2 protein-coding genes are annotated in these 18,429 nt (G+C 76.1%); both read left to right on the top strand.

Annotation, left to right across the window (positions count from 1 at the left end; all coding sequences use genetic code 11):
- The first annotated feature begins 89 nt into the window (after nt 1-89).
- The gene (locus tag ABT403_RS12405) at nt 90-7,904 is read left to right on the top strand and encodes a non-ribosomal peptide synthetase (protein WP_344158763.1); all 7,815 of its coding nucleotides are present in this window, start codon (nt 90-92) and stop codon (nt 7,902-7,904) included.
- Nucleotides 7,901-18,409 (top strand): non-ribosomal peptide synthetase, encoded by a 10,509-nt coding sequence (locus ABT403_RS12410; protein WP_344158761.1) that lies wholly within the window; start codon nt 7,901-7,903, stop codon nt 18,407-18,409. Before ABT403_RS12405 ends, ABT403_RS12410 begins: the two co-directional genes overlap by 4 nt.
- The last annotated feature ends 20 nt before the right edge of the window (nt 18,410-18,429 follow it).

The following is an 18,429-nucleotide window of genomic DNA, read 5'->3' on the forward strand; positions in this document are numbered from 1 at the left end:
GTGGGACTTTCGGGGCCGTCCGGCGGTCGCGGACAGTGGCCTCACGTCGTCGTTGATCGACCGATCCGACTGAGGAGACTGACCACCGCATGGCCACTCACGACCGCCGGCCGCTGCCGCTCACCCCGCCGCAGAACGGCGTCTGGTTCGCACAGCAACTCGACCCCACCCGCCTCGACTACACCATCGCCGAGTACCTGGAGATCCGCGGGGCGGTGGATCCGGAGCTGCTCGCCGAGGCGGTGCGCACGATGGTGGCCGGAACCGAGACGCTGTGCGTCCGCTTCGCCGAGGTGGACGGGGTGGTGCGGCAGATACCCGCCGGGCCGCCGCCGCTGCGGATGGAGACGGCCGACGTCGGCGACCACCCGGATCCGGACGCCGAGTGCGAGCGGCTGATGCGCGCCGAGCTGGCCCGGCCGACGGACCTGGCGTCCGGGGACGTGTGCCGGTACCTCCTGGTGCGGACCGGTCCGGCGGCGTACCGCTGGATGCAGGGCTACCACCACCTCGTCGCGGACGGGGTCACCGGCTCGATCCTCGCGCGGCGGACCGCGCAGGTGTACTCGGCGCTGGTCGCGGGCGAGCCCGTGCCGGCCGTCGAGAGCGCGCCGTGGCAGCGGATCGTGGCCGAGGAGGAGGAGTACGCGGACTCGGAGCGGTGCGCGCGGGACCGGGAGTTCTGGCGGGCCCGGCTGGACGGGGCCCCCGAGCCCGTCTCCTTCACCGGCAGCGTCCCGGCGCCCGCCTCGGGTACGACGGTGCGGGTGAGCGGCGACCTCGACCCCGCCGACGCCCGCGTCCTGCGCGAGGCGGCCCGCCGGCACGGCACGCGCTGGTCGGCGCTGGTGATGGCGGCGGCCGCCGCCCACCTGCACCGGGCGGGCGGTACGGAGGACGTGGTGCTGGGTCTGCCGGTCACCGGCCGCACCACCCCGGACGCCCGCCGGACGCCCGGCATGTTCTCCAAGGTGCTGCCGCTGCGGCTGACGGTCACCGCGGAGACGACGGTCGGCGAGCTGGTGCGCGGCACCTCGGCCGGTATCAAGGAGGCCCTGCGCCACCAGCGGTACCGCATCGAGGAGTTCACCGGGAGCGGACCCCGGCTGTGGGACGCGGCCGTCAACCTGATGTCCTTCGACTACGAGCTGTCCTTCGCCGGGGCTCCCGCCTCCGCGCACAACCTCTCGGTCGGCCCGGTGGAGCACGTCTCGCTCAACGTCTACGACCGCGGCGGCGACAGCCCGCTGACCGTGCAGGCCGAGGGCGACGCCGCCGACGTCGACCGCGTTGAACTCGACGCGCTGCGGGTGCGGTTCACCCGGTTCCTGGTCGCCCTCGCCTCGGCCGGGGACGAGGCCCGGGTCGGCTCGCTGCCCTTCCTGACCTCCGAGGACGAGGAGCGGCTCGCCGTGTTCGCGGAGGGCGGCGCCGGCCCCGTGGCAGGGGACGCGTCGCTGCACACGCTCTTCGAGGAGGTGGCGGCGCGCACCCCCGAGCGGGCCGCCGTGGTCTGCGCCGGCCAGGAGGTCACCTACCGGGAGCTCGACGTCTGGGCCGAGGACATCGCGGACCGGCTGCGGACGGCCGTCGGACCCGGCACCCCCGTCGGCGTCTGCGTGGAGCGCTCCCCGGCGATGGTCGCGGCCCTGCTCGGCGTCCTGAAGGCGGGCGGCTGCTACGTACCGCTCGACCCCGGCCTGCCGGCCGAGCGCATCGCGTACATCGTGCGCGACGCCGGGCTGCGCACGGTCGTCGCCGGGCCGGGCGGTCGCGACCGGCTGCCGCACGACCTGACGGGCGTGGTCGACGCGAGCGCGCCGGCCGAAGGGCCGCGCTCCGGCCGGAGGTCCGTGCCGGTGCCGGGCGCGTCCGCCGCGTACCTGCTGTACACGTCGGGCAGTACGGGCGAGCCGAAGGGCGTCGTCGTCCCGCACGCGGCGGCCGTGGACTTCGTACGCGGCCACCTCGCGCTGTGCGGCGCGGGCGACGGGCCCGGTGGGTCCGGGCGCACGGAACGGTTCCTCGGGTTCGCCTCGCTGTCGTTCGACGTGTCGGTCCTGGACGTCTTCGGTTCCCTGCTGAGCGGTTCCACCCTGGTCCTGGCCACCGACGCCGAGCGGGTCGACGTCGACCGGCTCCAGGCGCTGCTCGCCGGGCAGGCGGTGACGGTCGCCGACCTGCCGCCCGCCCTCCTGCCGCTGCTGGATCCGGCGGGCCTGCCGGCGCTGCGGTTCCTGTCCACGGGTGGTGAGGCCCCGTCCGGGGACGCCGTGGACCGCTGGGCGACGGACGGCCGCGAGGTCTGGAACGCGTACGGGCCCACCGAGGCGGCCGTGTCCGTGACCATGCACCGGGTGGCCGCGCCCTCGCACGGCCGGATCCCGCCGATCGGGCGCCCGATGGTCAACCACCGTGCGTACGTGGTCGACCGGGGGCTGCGGCTGCTGCCGCCGGGAGCGACCGGCGAGCTCTGCGTGGCCGGTGCGGGTCTCGCCCACGGGTACGCGGGGCGGCCCGCCATGACCGCCGACCGTTTCGTGCCGGACCCCTTCTCCGGTGTGCCCGGTGCGCGGATGTACCGGACGGGCGACCTCGTGCGCTGGACGGCGGGGGGCGAACTGGAGTTCGTGGGGCGGGTGGACCGCCAGGTCAAGATCAACGGTCACCGGATCGAACTGGGCGAGATCGAGGCGGTGCTCGGCCGGCAGCCCTCGGTCGGGCAGGCCGCGGTCGTCGTGCACGCCCCCGCGGGCGGAGCCCGCCGGCTCGTCGCCTTCGTGGCACCGCCGGCCGACGGCGGCCCGGTGCCCGCACCGGACGCGCTGGCGGAGGAGCTGGGCCGCATCCTGCCGGGCTACATGGTGCCCCGTACCTTCGTGGCGGTGGACCGGCTGCCCCTCACCCCGGGCGGGAAGGTCGACCGCGCGCGGCTGCGCGTCCCCGAGGCCACGGCCCGTCCGGAGCGTCCCGAGCGGGCGTACGGCGCCACCGAGCTGGCGCTCGCGGAGCTGTTCTCCGAAGCCCTCGGCACCACCGCGACCCCGGACGACAACTTCTTCGAGCTCGGCGGCGACAGCATCACCGCCCTCGGCCTGACCAGCCGGGCGCGGGCCCGGGGCTTCTCCTTCACCCTGCGCGAGGTGTTCGCGCACAAGACCCCGGCGGCCCTCGCCGCAGCCGTCGGCGAGCCCGGCCACGGGACCCCGGCGGCCACCGCCGGTCCGGCCGTCGCGGAGTGCGGTCCGCTCCCCGCGACACCGGTCATGCGCTGGCTGCTCGACGGGCCCGGGCCCTTCGGCCGGTTCAGCCAGTCCATGGTGCTGACCCTGCCCGAGGGCGCGGACGACGCGACGCTCGTACGGGTACTGCAGTCGGTCGTGGACCGGCACGGGGCGCTGCGCCTGGGCGTGACCGCCGGCCCGGAGGGCCCGCTGTGCACGGTCGGCGAGCCCGGTTCGGTCGACGTGGCCCGGCTGTACCGCACCGTCGACGTGGCCGGATCGGACGAGTCCGCCCGCGCCGCCGTCATGGCGGAGGCGGCCCGGGAGGCGGCCGGAGAGCTGGACCCCGAGGCCTCGGTGATGCTCCGGGCCGTGCGCTTCGACACCGGTGGGGCGGCGCCGGACCGGCTGCTGCTGTGCGTGCACCACCTGGCGGTGGACGGGGTGTCGTGGCGGATCCTGGCGGCCGACCTGGCCACGGCCTGGGAGGCCGCCGTCGCCGGGCGTCCGCTTCCCGCCCCGGACGGGGAGGTCTCCTTCCGTGCCTGGGCCCACCATCTCGAACTCCAGGCGGGCTCCCCGGAGGTGCGGGCCGAGCTCCCCTTCTGGCGCTCGACGCTGGAGGGCTCCGGGGAGGCCCCGGACCCGCGGGAGCCCTGGCAGCGGATCCCCGACCCGGTGCGGGACACCGCCGGTGCCACGCGCACGCTGACGCTCGGCCTGCCCGCCGAGGTCGCCGGCCCGCTGCTGGCCGGGGTGCCCGGCGCGCTGCGCACCGGCCCGGCCGAGGTGCTGCTCGCGGGGCTGGTCCTCGCGGCCCACCGGCTGCGCTTCCCCGGCAGTGCCCCCGGGTCGCTGCTGGTCGACCTGGAGGGCCACGGCCGCGTCGACCGCACCGGCCGGCACGACCTGGCGCGCACCGTGGGCTGGTTCACCACCCAGTACCCGGTCCGGTTCGACCTGGCCGGCCTCGACCTGGACGCGGCTTCCCGGGGCGGTGACGCGCTGGCCGAACTGGTCGCGCGGGTCCACTCGACGGTCGCCTCCGTCCCGGACCACGGCACGGGCTTCGGGCTGCTGAGCCGGCTCGATCCGCGCAGCGCCGAGGAACTGTCCGCCCTCCCGCGCCCCCGGATCCTGTTCAACTACCTGGGCAGGTTCGCCGGCGGCGACGAGGCGCCCTGGAGCCCTGCCCCCGAGGCGGGCGGCCTGCGGGCCGAGGTGGACCCGGCGATGCCCGTCGAGCACGCCCTGCAGATCGACGCCATGGCCGTGGACGGCGCCGGCGGTCCCGCCTTCACCGCGGTCGTCACCCATCCCGCGGAGCTGCTGACCGAGGCCGAGGCGGACGCCCTGGTGTCGGCCTGGGGCGAGGCCCTGCGCCTGCTGGCCGGCTGGACGGGCGCCGCCCGGCCGCGCCGCCTCACCCCCCGTGACCTGCCGCTGGTCCGGCTGACGCAGCCGGAGACGGACGCCCTGGCCGCGCGCTACGCCGGGCTCTGCGACGTGCTGCCGCTCTCGCCGCTCCAGGAGGGGCTCTTCTTCCACTCCGCCTTCGACACGGGGGCGATGGACGCCTACACCGGCCAGATCGTCCTGACCCTGGAGGGCGCCCTGGACGAGGACACCCTGCGGGCGTCCTGCGACCGGCTGCTGCGCCGCCACAGCGCGCTGCGTTCCGCCTTCACCGACCAGGGTCTGGACGGGCCGGCGCAGGTCGTCGTCGAGTCCGTCGAGGTGCCGTGGGAGGCCGTGGACCTGGGCGGACTCGGTTCCGCCGACCGGGAGCGGGAGTGGCGGCGGCTGCTCGCGGCGGACCGGGCCCGGCGCTTCGACCTGGAGCGGCCGCCGCTGGTGCGCTTCACCCTGGTCCGGTTCGGCGCGGCCGAGCACCGCCTCGTCATGACGAACCACCACATCGTCTGGGACGGCTGGTCCTCGGCGGTGCTGCTGCGCGAACTGCTCACCGGATACGCCGGACAGGCCTCGGGCGCCGGGTCCGGCGCGGTGGCGGAAGCGGTCCCGTACCGCTCGCACCTGGACTGGCTGGCCCGCCGGGACGACGGCGCCGCCGAGACCGCGTGGAGGACCGCGCTGGCCGGGCTGGAGGAGCCCACCCTGCTGGGCGCGGCCGATCCCAACCGGATCGACGCGCTGCCCGAGCGGGTCGCGGTGGAGCTGCCGGCCGAGCTGACGGCCCGGCTCACCGCGCGGGCCCGCAGCGCGGGCGTGACCCTCAACAGCGTGGTCCAGGGCGTCTGGGCGATGCTGCTGGGCCGGGTGACCGGGCGGGACGACGTGGTGTTCGGCGGGACCGTCTCCGGGCGCACCGCCGACGTCGCGGGCATCGAGGACATGGTCGGGCTGCTGATCAACACCCTGCCCGTGCGGTTCCGGATCCGCGAGGACGAGCCGCTGCTGGCCGCCCTCGGCCGGTTCCAGGACGAGCAGGCCGAACTGATGGACCACCAGCACGCCGGACTCGCCGGCATCCAGCGGGCGGCCGGGCTGGGCGCCCTCTTCGACACCACGGTCGTCGTCGAGAACTACCCGCTCGACCTGGAGTCGATGCGGGAGCTGGCCGGCGGACCGCGACTGACCGGGGTGGAGGGCTCGGACGCCACCCACTACACCGTCAACCTCATCGTGCTGCCCGGGGAGCGGCTGCGGCTGCACCTCGACCACCGCATGGACGTCCTCGACGCGCGGACGGCGCGCAGCCTGGGCGAGGCGCTGGAGCGGCTGCTCACGGCCGTCGCCGACGCCCCCGACACCGCGGTCGGGGAGGTGGACCTGCTGTCCGCGGAGCAGCACCGGCTGATCCGGGAGTGGAACGGCACCGCCGTGCCGGTCCCCGACACCACTCTGGTGGAACTGTTCGAGCGGCAGGTGGCCCGGACGCCGGACGCCCCGGCGACCGTCTTCCGGGGCGAGCACCTGACGTACGGGGAGCTCGACGCCCGGGCCGAGCGGCTGGCCCGGGCCCTGCGCGCCCGGGGCGCCGGCGCGGAGAAGATCGTCGCGGTCGCCCTGCACCGCTCCACCGAGATGGTGGTCTCGCTGCTGGCCGTGCTGAAGGCGGGGGCCGCCTACCTTCCGGTGGACCCCTCGCTGCCGGCGGACCGGATCGCGTACCTGCTGTCCGACGCCGGGCCGGTGCTGCTGCTCGCGGACGACGCGGTGGCGGCGACGCTGCCGGTCCCGGCGGACCTGCCCCGGCTGGATCCGCGGGCCGTCCACGACGGGGACCCCGGTGCGGCGGGGCCGGGGCCGCTGCCCGGGCACCCCGCGTACGTGATCTACACGTCCGGGTCGACGGGGCGGCCCAAGGCCGTCGTCGTGGAGCACTCGGCCATCGTCAACCGGCTGCTGTGGATGCAGGACCGGTACCGGCTGGGTGCGGACGACCGGGTGCTGCAGAAGACCCCGTTCGGCTTCGACGTGTCGGTGTGGGAGTTCTTCTGGCCGCTGATCACCGGCGCGGCCCTGGTGGTCGCCGAGCCCGGCGGGCACAAGGATCCCGCCTACCTGAGCCGGGTGATCCAGGAGGAGTCGGTCACCACCGTCCACTTCGTCCCCTCCATGCTGGCGGCGTTCGTCGAGGATCCCGGGGCGGGCCGCTGCCGGTCGCTGCGGCGGGTCGTGTGCAGTGGCGAGGCCCTGCCGGAGGAGCTGAAGAACCGGTTCCTCGATGTGCTCGACGTGCCCCTGCACAACCTGTACGGGCCCACGGAGGCGGCCGTGGACGTCACGCACTGGGACTGCCGCCGCGAGGACGCCGGGCCCGTGCCCATCGGCCGGCCGATCTGGAACACCTCGCTGTACGTGCTCGACCCGCGCGGCCGGCCCGTCCCGGTGGGGGTCGCCGGGGAGCTGTTCCTGGCGGGGGCGGGCCTGGCCCGTGGCTACCTGCGGCGCCCGGCGCTGACCGCGGAGCGCTTCCCGCTGGACCCGTTCGGCCCGCCGGGCTCGCGCATGTACCGCACCGGTGACCTGGCCCGCCACCGGGCCGACGGCTCGGTGGAGTACCTGGGCCGCACCGACGACCAGGTGAAGATCCACGGCTTCCGGATCGAACTCGGTGAGATCGAGACGGCGCTGGGCCACCTCGACGGCGTCGGCCGGGCCGCGGTCGTGGTCCGCGAGGACGTCCCGGGCGAGCGCAGGCTCGTCGGGTACGTCGTCCCGGAGGCCGGGGCGGACCCGGCCCCGGACACCGAGGCGATGCGCGCCGAACTGGCCCGCTCCCTTCCGGAGTACATGGTGCCGGTGCTGGTCGTCGTGGACGGGCTGCCCGTCACACCGAACGGCAAGCTCGACCGCAGGGCGCTCCCGGCTCCCGCCGCGCCCGCCGCCACCGGGTACGAGCCGCCCGCCGGGGAGACCGAGGAACTGGTCGCCATGGTGTGGGCCTCCGTCCTGGACGCGCCGCGGATCGGCCGCCACGACGACTTCTTCGCCCTCGGGGGGCACTCGCTGAGCGCCACCCGGGTGGCGGCCCGGCTGCGCCAGTCCCTCGGCCTGGACCTGCCCCTGCACACCCTCTTCGAGCAGCGGACCGTCGCCGCCCTCGCCGTCGCCGTCGAAACGGTGCTGCTGGCCGATCTGGAGGCCGAACCGGCCCCGTTCGCCGACGCCGACGCCGTTCCTTCCCTCGTACTTCAAGGAGAGACCTCGTGACCACCCAGGAGAGCATGCCGGCCGCCGGCACGGACAGCCGCCTGGCCGCCGCCCGTGAGCTGCTGCGCCGCCGGGTGCGCGCCGCGCTGGACGAGACGGCGGCCGGTCCGGCCGCCGCGCCGGCGCCGGTGCCCGCTCCGGCGGCCGGCGGGCCGGGCGCCGAGCCCGTCGCCTCGTTCGCCCAGGAGCGGATGTGGCTGGTGGACCGGATGGCGGACGGCACCCCCGGCTACGCGATCCCCGAGGTCGTACGGCTGCGCGGCCGCCTCCACCCGGAGCCGCTGCGCCGCGCCCTGACGGCCGTCGTGGCCCGTCACGCACCGCTGCGGACCGTCTTCGAGGAGCGCGACGGCGCCCCGCACCCGGTGGTCCTGCCCGCCCCGGAGGCCGTCCCGCTGCCGGTGCTGGACCTGGGCGACGCCCCCCTCGCGGAACTGGAGGAGCGGGCCCACGGCCTGGCCCGGGAGGAGGTCCGCAGACCCTTCGACCTCGCGGCCGGCCCGCTGCTGCGCGCCCTGCTGATCCGGCTCGGCGCCGAGGACCACCTGCTGGTGCTGGTGGTCCACCACATCGCCACCGACGGCTGGTCCATGGGCCTGCTGTGGCGTGAGCTGTCCGAGGGTTACGCGGCCCTGATCGCGGGGCGGCCCCTGGCGCAGGCGCCGCTGCCGCTGGACTACCAGGGGTACGCCCGTGCCCAGCGCGACCGGTTCGCGAGCGGCGCGATGGACGGCCGGCTGCGCTGGTGGGAGAAGTCCCTGGCGGGGCTGGAGGCTCTCGATCTGCCCGCGGACCGGCCCCGGCCGACCCGTCGCAGCGGCGACGGCGCGAGCCTGGAGTTCACCCTCGACGCCCGCCTCACCACCCGGCTGCGCGGGATCGCCGAGGGCGCCGGCGCCACCCTCTTCATGACGCTCCTGGCCGGTTTCCAGGCCACCCTGGCCCGCTACGCGGGCAGCACGGACATCGCCGTCGGCACTCCGGTGGCCGGGCGCGACCGGGTGGAACTGGAGCCCCTGGTCGGGTTCTTCGTCAACACCGTGGTGCTGCGCGCCGACCTGTCGGGCGAGGTGGGCTTCCGTGAGCTGCTCGGCCGGGTCCGCCGGGCGACGGTGGACGCGTACGACCACCAGGAGGTGCCCTTCGACCGGCTGGTGGAGCACCTGAGCCCCGAGCGGGTCGGCGACCGCAACCCGCTCGTGCAGGTGATGTTCGCGTCGGCGCAGGACGAGACGGCCGGGCTGCGACTGCCGGGACTGGACGCCCGGGCCGAGCGGATGGACTTCGGCGGTTCCCTCTTCGACCTGAGCGTCTTCGTCTCCGAGGGCGCCGAGACCTGCTCCGGCTCGCTGGTCTTCGACACCGACCTGTTCGACCGGGCCACGGCCGAACTCGTCCTCGGCCACTACCTGGAGCTGCTGTCCTCCGCCGCCGAGGAGCCCGACCGTCCCCTGGCCGAGCTGCTGCCCTCCGCCCCGACCGTGGCCCGGATCGCGGCCGGGGGGCACGGCACGGCCCGCCCGGACCTGGCCCCGGTCTCCCTGGTGGAGCTGTTCGCCGAGCAGGTCCGGCGCACCCCCGGCGCCGAGGCCGTGGTCTGCGGCGCCGACCGTCTGAGCTTCGCCGAACTCGACTCCCGGTCCGACCTGCTGGCGGCCCGGCTGGCCGCCGCCGGGGTGGAGCGCGAAACCCCGGTCGCCCTGCTGATGGAGCGCTCGGTCCACCTCCCGGTGGCGATCCTGGCCGTCCTGAAGGCCGGCGGACTCTACGTCCCGCTCGGCGAGGGGTTCCCCGTCGCCCGGCTGCACTGGATGCTGGAGCGGACCGGCGCCCGCCTGCTGCTCGCCGATCCCGCGACGGCCGGCCACGAGGCCGTCCGCACCTCGCCCGTTCCGGTGCTCGACGCGACGGCCCCGGCGGACGGGGATACGTCCGCCGCACCGGCCCCGTACCCGACGTGCTCCCCGGACCAGCTGGCGTACGTGATGTACACCTCCGGTTCCACGGGCGAGCCCAAGGGCATCGGCGTCACCCACGCCAATGTCGCGGCGCTCGCCCGTGACACCGCCTTCGGCGCCGCGCACCGACGGGTGCTGGCCCACTCCCCGCTGTCGTTCGACGCCTCGACGTACGAGCTGTGGGTACCCCTGCTGTCCGGCGGGCTGGTGGTCGTGGCACCGCCCGGCCGGGTGGACACCGCCGCCCTGGCCCGGCTGGTGGAGGAACACCGGATCACCTCGATGTTCCTCACGGCCGCCCTGTTCAACCTGGTGGTCGAGGAGTGCGTGGAGCTGCTGACCCGGGTGCGGGAGGTGTGGACGGGCGGCGAGGCCGCCTCCCCGCACTCCTTCGCCCGTGCCCTGGAGCAGGCTCCGGACACCGTCCTCGTCAACGCCTACGGGCCCACCGAGACCACCACCTTCGCCACGCGCCACCGGCTGGACCCCCGCGCCGGCGCCGTCGTGGACGGCCGGGTCCCCATCGGCACCGCCCTGGACGACACCCGCCTGTACGTCCTGGACGGGCGCGGCCGCCCGGTGCCGCAGGGCGCCGTCGGCGAACTGTGCGTCGGCGGTACCGGCGTGGCCCGCGGCTACCTCGGCCGGCCCGGCCTGACCGCACGGCAGTTCACCCCCGACCCGTACGGCGCCCCGGGCGCCCGCATGTACCGCACGGGCGACCTGGCCCGGCGGCGCCCCGACGGCACCGTCGACTACCTCGGCCGGAGCGACCAGCAGGTCAAGATCCGCGGCCACCGGATCGAGCCGGGCGAGATCGAGGCCGAACTGGTGCGCGGCCCGCAGGTCGGACACGCCGCGGTGGTGGTCCGCGAGGACACCCCCGGCGAGCAGCGTCTGGTCGCCTACGTGGTGCCCTCGGAGGGGCAGGTGGCGGACCCGGCGGAGCTGCGCCGGGCGCTCGCCGAACGGCTGCCCGCGTACATGCTGCCCTCGGCGATCGTCACGCTCGCCGCGCTGCCGGTGACACCGAACGGCAAGCTGGACCGGCGCGCGCTGCCCGCGCCCCCCGAGGAGGGGCTGCTCCGGGCCGAGTTCGCGGCGCCGGCGACCGCGACCGAGGAGCTCGCCGCGGCCGTGTGGGGCGAGGTGCTGGGCACCGGGCGGATCGGCCGTCACGACGACTTCTTCGCCCTGGGCGGCCACTCGCTGCGGGCCACGCGCGCCGTGTCCCGGCTCGGCGCCCGGCTGGGCACGGGCGTGCCGCTGCGGCTGCTGTTCGAGCACCCCACGCTGGAGCGGTTCGCGGCGGCGCTGGACGCCCTGCGCGGCGACGGCCCCGGCGCCGCCGCTCCGGCGGCGGCCCCCGTCACCGCGATCGGCGCCCGGCCGGCCGGGGAGAGCGCGCCGCTGTCGTTCGCGCAGCAGCGGCTGTGGTTCCTGGACCAGCTCCAGCCCGGCCGGCCCGACTACAACATCCCCGTCGCGGCCCGGCTGCGGGGCCCGCTGGACGCCGACGCGCTGGACGCCGCGCTGTGCGCGGTGGTGACCCGGCACGAGGTGCTGCGCTCGCGGATCACCGAGGGCCCCTCGGGCCCCGTCCAGATCGTGGAGGCGCCGGAGGTCTTCGTCCCCGTCCGCACCGACCTGGGGGACCTGCCCCGCGAGGAGGCCCGTTCACGGGCGCTCGGCCTGGCCCACGCCGACGCCGCCGCCCCCTTCGACCTGGGCGCGGCGCCCCTGCTGCGGGCCCGCGTGGTGCAGGTCGCGGACGACGAGCACCTCCTCGTCCTGGTCCTGCACCACACCGTCGGCGACGGCTGGTCGATGCCGGTGCTGTGGCGGGAGCTGTCCGGGGCCTACGCGGCCCTGCGCCTCGGGGAGCGTCCGGTGCTGCCGGAACTGCCGGTGCAGTACGGGGACTTCGCGTACTGGCAGCAGCGCCGGCTGGCGGACGGCGAGGCCGACGCGGGCATCGCGCACTGGCGGGCGGCCCTCGGCGGGCTCCCGGCCCTGGAGCTGCCCACCGACCGGCCGCGGCCGCAGGTGCGCTCCGGTGCGGGTGACGCCTTCGTCTTCGAGGTCCCGGCCGAGCTCGCCCAGCGGCTCGGGGCGCTGGCCCGGGAGCGCGGCGCCACCCTGTTCATGGTGCTGCTGGCCGGTTTCCAGGCGGTGCTGGCCCGCTACACGGGTCAGGCCGACATCGCGGTGGGCTCGCCCATCGCGGGTCGCGACCGCACCGAACTGGAGCCGCTCGTCGGCTTCTTCGTGAACACCCTCGTGCTGCGCACCGACCTGTCGGGCGACCCGGCCTTCGGTGAGCTGCTGGGGCGGGTGCGCCGGACCGCGCTGGCCGCGTACGAGCACCAGGACGTCCCGTTCGACCGGCTGGTGGAGGAGCTGCGGCCGGAGCGCGACCTCAGCCGCAACCCGCTGTTCGACGTGCTGTTCCAGCTGCATCCCGAGCAGCTCGCGGCCCTGCCGCTGGAGGGGGTGGAGGTCGAGAGCCTCGACACCTCCAACGGGACGGCCAAGTTCGACCTCAGTCTGGCGATGACCGAGCACCCCGGCGGTCTGACCGGCACCGTGCAGTACGCGACGGACCTGTTCGACCGGGCCACCGTCGAGCGGTTCGGCGCGCACTACCTGCGGCTGCTGGCCGGTGCGGCCGAGACCCCCGACGCACCGCTGTCCCGGCTGGACGTGCTGTCCCCGCAGGAGCACGCCGCCCTGCTCGGCGAGGAGTGCGCGCCCCGGACGGACGGGCCGGCGGCGCGGACCCTGCACTCCCTGGTGGCGGAGCAGGCCCGGCTGCGGCCGGACGCCCCGGCCGTGACCTGCGAGGGCCGCACCCTCGGTTACGCGGAGCTCGACGCGGCCGCCAACCGGCTGGCCCACCGCCTGAGGGAGCTCGGCACCGGCCCCGAGACCCGGGTGGCGGTACTGACCGGCCGGGACCCGCGCATGCTGGTGTGCGTCCTCGCGGTGCTGAAGGCCGGCGGCGCCTACGTGCCGCTCGACGCGGGACACCCGGCCGAGCGGATCCGGACGGTCCTCGCCGGCAGCGGAGCCCACCTGGTGCTGACGGCGGGCCTGCCCGGCGGGCCGCCCGCGGGCCTGACCGGCGACGTACCGGTCCTGGACCTGGACGCCGAGCAGCACGTGGTGGACACGCTGCCCGCCACGGAGCCGCCCGTCGCGGTCTCCCCCGCGCACCTGGCCTATCTGCTGTACACCTCCGGGTCCACCGGCCGCCCCAAGGGCGTGGCCGTCACGCACGGCGCCATCACCGGCTACCTGGCCGCGCTGACCTCCACCTTCGGCCTCGGTCCCGAGGACGCGGTGCTCGCCCGTACCGCGCTGACCTTCGACCCTTCGGTGCGTGACCTGTTCGCCCCGCTGACCACCGGCGGCCGGATCGTACTGGCCTCGCAGGACGAGGCCGGGGACCCGGAGGCGCTGGCCCGGCTGCTGCACGGCGAAGGTGTGACGGCGCTGCTGTCGATCGTCCCGTCGATGCTGGAACCGCTGGTCGCCGCCGTCACCGAGCCCGCGACCGCGCTGCGGCTGGTGATGACCACCGGCGAGGCGCTGACCCCCGGCCTGGCGCGCGCCGCCCACACCCTGGGCGTGCCCGGCCGGCTGCGGCTGGTCAACCAGTACGGTCCGACGGAGTGCACGAACACCACCACGTACCACGTGGTGACGGACGCCGACATCGAGGCGGGCCGCATCCCCATCGGGCGGCCGCTGCCCGGCGCCCGGGTCCTCGTGCTCGGCGAGCACCTCGAACCGCTCCCCCGGGGCGCGATCGGTGAGCTGTTCATCGCCGGGCGCGGGGTGGCCCGCGGCTACCTGGGCGATCCGGCGCGCACCGCCGAGGCCTATCCGCCGGACCCGTACGGGCCTCCCGGAGCGCGCATGTACCGCACCGGCGACCTGGCGCGGCTGCGGTCCGACGGGGTGCTGGAGTTCCACGGCCGCCGGGACAACCAGGTCAAGGTCCGGGGTCACCGGATCGAACTGGGCGAGGTCGAGGCCGCGTTGCTGCGTCATCCGGACGTGGCCCGGGCCGTGGCCGCCGCGCACGGCGAGGGCGCCGACCGGCTGCTCGCCGGGTACGTGGTGTGGCGGGAGGGCGGCGGTGATCCGGCCGCGGTGCTGGACTTCGTCCGCGCGGCCCTGCCGGCGGCGATGGTGCCGTCCGCGCTGGTGGTGCTGGAGGCGCTGCCTCTGACCCCGAACGGGAAGACCGACCGCCGCGCGCTGCCCGCGCCCGAGGCCGGCGCGGCCGGCGGGCACCGGGCGTACGTGGCCCCGCGCACCCCGCTGGAGCGGACGGTCGCCGAGGTCTGGGAGGAGGTGCTCGGCGAGGGCCCGATCGGGGTCCGTGACCACTTCTTCGAGCGCGGCGGGCACTCCCTGCGCGCCACCCGGGTCATCTCCCGGCTGCGCGCCCTGCTGGACCTGGACATTCCGATGCAGCTGCTCTTCCGGCACCCGGTGGCCGGGGACCTGGCCCGGGCGCTGGCCTCACCGGCCGGGGCGGACGCGGCGGGAGCGCCGATCCCCGCGCTGCCCGAGGGGCCCGGCCCGCTGTCCTTCGGGCAGCAGCGGCTGTGGCTGCTGGACCGGCTCCAGCCGGGCCGGCCCGACTACAACATGCCCGGTGCCGTACGGCTGACCGGGGAACTCGACACCGCCGCCGCCCTGGGCGCGCTGACGGACGTCGTCGCCCGGCACGAGGTGCTGCGCTCCCGGATCGAGGAGACCGGGGAAGGCGGCGACGCGGGGGTCTTCGCGGCCCGTGTCGTGCCCGGTCCGGCCTCCCTGTTCGCTCCTGACTTCACCGACCTCTCGGAGCTCGGTGCGCCGGCGGCCGAGGAGCGGGCGCGGGAGCTGGCCGTGCACGACGCCGCGCAGCCCTTCGACCTGACGGCCGGGGGCCCGCTGCGGGCCCGGCTGGTGCGGATCGCGGCGCGGGAGCACCTGCTGGTGATCGTGGCCCACCACATCGCCTTCGACGGCTGGTCGGTGGGAGTGTTCTGGCGGGAGTTCTTCGCCGCCTACCGGGCCCGCACCGTCGAGGGGGCCGAGCCCCTGCCGGAACTCGCCGTCTCCTACCGTGAGTTCGCCTCCTGGCAGCGTGACCGCCTCGGCGACGCCGCCCTCGCGGACACCCTGGGGTACTGGCGCGGGCGACTCGGCGGCCTGGCCCCGCTGGACCTGCCCACCGACCGGCCCCGGCCGGCCACCCCGTCCGGGCGGGGCGAGCAGTTCTCCTTCGAGCTGCCCGAGCCGCTGCTGCGGCGGCTGCGCGACCTGGGGCGCCTGCACGACGCCACGCTGTTCATGGTGCTGCTGGCGGGCTTCCAGGCCCTGCTGGCCCGCTGGTCGGGCGGCGAGGACGTGGCCGTGGGCTCCCCCATCGCCGGCCGCGACCGCACCGAACTGGAGCCGCTCATCGGCTTCTTCGTCAACAACCTGGTGCTGCGCACCGACCTGTCCGGCGACCCGGCGTTCGGCGAGCTGCTGGACCGGGCCCGGGAGACCGCGCTGGGGGCCTACGCCCACCAGGAGGTGCCGTTCGAGCGCCTCGTGGAGGAGGTGCGGCCGGAGCGCGACCTGAGCCGCAACCCGCTGTTCCAGGTGATGCTGGTGCTCGACGAGGAGGCCGCCGCGCCGCCCGCGCCGGCCGGCCTGGACGTCGAACCGCTCTCCCTGGCCAGCGGTGCCTCGAAGTTCGACCTCTCGCTGTACTTCGTCGAGGAGGCCGGCGCGCTGCGCGGTGAGGCCGTGTTCGCCACCGACCTCTTCGACCGGGCGACCGTCGAGGGCATGACCTCGGCGCTGACCGAACTGCTCACGGCCGCGGTGGCCGATCCCACGACCCCGCTGGGCGCCCTGCCCCTGATGGGGCCGGCCGAGGAGCGCCGGATCCTGGACGAGGGCACCGGCTCCGCCGCGCCCGCCGACGGCCGGCCGCTGCCCGTGCTCGTGGGCGAGCAGGCCTCCCGTACGCCGCGCGCGGTCGCCGTGGACGACGGCGACCGGAGCCTGACGTACGCCGGGCTGTGGGAGGTCTCGGGCCGGCTGGCCCGGGAGCTAAACCGCCTCGGCGTCGGTCCGGAGTGCGCGGTGGCGGTCTGCGCGGAGCGCTCCGTGCTGCTCCCGGCGGCGCTGCTGGGCGTGCTGCGCTCCGGCGGCCTGTACGTGCCGGTGGACCCCGGCTATCCGGCGGACCGCATCGGCTACATGCTCGCGGACAGCGGCGCCCGGGTCATGGTGGTGTCGGGGCTCTCCGGCCCCGCGCAGGCCCCGGACGGGGTCGCCGTGGTGGACCTCGACGCCCTGGCCTCGGACGGGGACGCGCCGGCCGACCCCGCACCCGTGCGGCTGGAGCCGGAGCAGCTGGCGTACGCCCTCTACACCTCGGGCTCGACGGGACGTCCGAAGGGGGTCACCGTCCCGCACCGGGCGCTGGCCAACTTCACCCGGGACATGGTGCGCCGACTGGAGCTGACGGCCGGTGACACGGTCGCGGCCGTCACCACCGCCTCCTTCGACATCGCCGTGCTGGAGCTGCTGGTCCCGCTCGTGTGCGGAGCGACCGTACGGGTCGTCGACCGCGAGACCGCGCGGGACGGCATCCTGCTCGCGAAGGAGCTGGACTCGGCGCCGGTCACGGTCGTCCAGGCCACTCCGGCCACCTGGCACCAGCTGATGGAGTCGGGGTGGCGTGCACCGCACGTGCGGGCGCTGTGCGGCGGCGAGGCGCTGCCGTCGGCCCTGGCCGAGCGGATGCGTACGGCGCTGGGCACCGTCCGGAACGTGTACGGGCCGACGGAGACCACCGTCTGGTCGACGGCCCACCGCCTGTCCGGCCCCGTCGGCGACGGGCCGGTGCCGATCGGCACGGCGCTCGCCAACACCCGGCTGCACGTCCTGGACGCGCGGCTGCGCCCGGTGCCGGTGGGCGTGTTCGGCGAGCTCTACATCGGCGGTGCCGGGGTGGCCCGCGGCTACCACGGGCGGCCGGGGCTGACCGCGGACCGGTTCGTGGCCGATCCGTACGGGGCGGGCGAACGGCTGTACCGCACCGGTGACCTCGTACGCCGGCTCGCGGACGGCACCCTGGAGTACCGGGGCCGGGCCGACGGCCAGGTGAAGGTGCGCGGCCACCGCATGGAGCTCGGCGAGATCGAGTCGGCGCTCGCCCGCCACCCTCGGGTGCTGGCGGCGGCCGTGGCCGTCCACGGCACGGGGGTGGACGCCGTCCTGGCCGGCTACGTGACCTGGCGGGACGAGGAGGGCGACGTGCGCGAGCTCGGCGACTTCCTGCGCCAGGACCTTCCCGAGTACATGGTCCCGGCGGTCCTCACCGCGCTGGAGCGGCTCCCGCTCACCCCGAACGGCAAGCTCGACCGCAAGGCGCTGCCCGCGCCGTCGGCCGACGCGGCGCGCGGCGGGGGCGCGGGGCGGGTCGCCCCGCGCGACACGACCGAGCTGCGGATGGCCCGGCTGTGGGAGCAGACCCTGGGCACGGCCCCGATCGGGGTGCGTGACGACTTCTTCGCGCTCGGCGGCCACTCGCTCAAGGCGTTCGCCCTGATGGCGGCCGTGCGCCGGGAGTTCGGGGTGGAGCTGCCGCTGAACCTGGTGTTCCGCCGGCGCACCGTGGAGCTGCTGTGCGAGGCGCTGCCGGACGCGGGGGCGGCCGCCGCCAGGCTGCTGGTCCCGCTGGCCGACGGTGACCCGTCCAGGCCGCCGCTGGTCCTCGTCCACCCTCGGGGCGGCGATGTCGTCTGCTACCGGGACCTGGTGCGGGACCTGTCCGCCCGTCCCGGGGGCGACCGGCGGATCCTCGGTCTGGAGTCGGTGGGCTACAACACCGGCGAGAGGCCGCTGGAGACGGTGCCCGAGATGGCCGAGCGGTACCTGGCCGCCCTGCGCGAGGAGCAGCCGCACGGCCCGTACCTGCTGGCCGGCTGGTCGTTCGGCGGAACGGTGGCCTACGAGATGGCCGCCCGGCTGGAGGCCGCCGGCGAGGAGGTCGCCTTCCTCGGCCTGATCGACGCGGCCGCGCCGGGCGCGGCGCCCGGGAACCGGGCCGGTACGGATGCCGGGCCCGGCGATCCGGACCTGCTGCGGTACGGCCTCGCCGCCGGGATCGACGCCGGCTCGGCGCGCGAACTGGACGAGGAGGAACTGCTCGACGTCCTGGTGCGCCGGGGCCGCGCGGAGGGCACCCTCCCCCGCACCGCCCCCACGGAGGCCCTGCGCAGAGTGCTGCGGGTCGCCGAGGCGAACGGAACGGCCTCCGCCGCCTACCGCACCGACGCCGTGCTCGCCGTCGGCCTGCACCTCTTCACCGTCGACGAGCGGCACCCGGAGCTCGGGACCCCGCTGGTCGACCCGGGGGCCTGGCACGCACGCACCGCGGGCCACGTCCTGCGGGCGGCGGTCCCCGGCAACCACCACGACCTGGTGGACCCCCCGCACTGCGCGGTGCTGGCCGGGCTGCTGGCCGCGGCCCTGCCCTGCTGACCCGCTCCACCCCGCTGCAC

Source organism: Streptomyces sp. NPDC000075, assembly GCF_040301925.1.
In the GTDB taxonomy this organism is placed as follows: domain Bacteria; phylum Actinomycetota; class Actinomycetes; order Streptomycetales; family Streptomycetaceae; genus Streptomyces; species Streptomyces polychromogenes.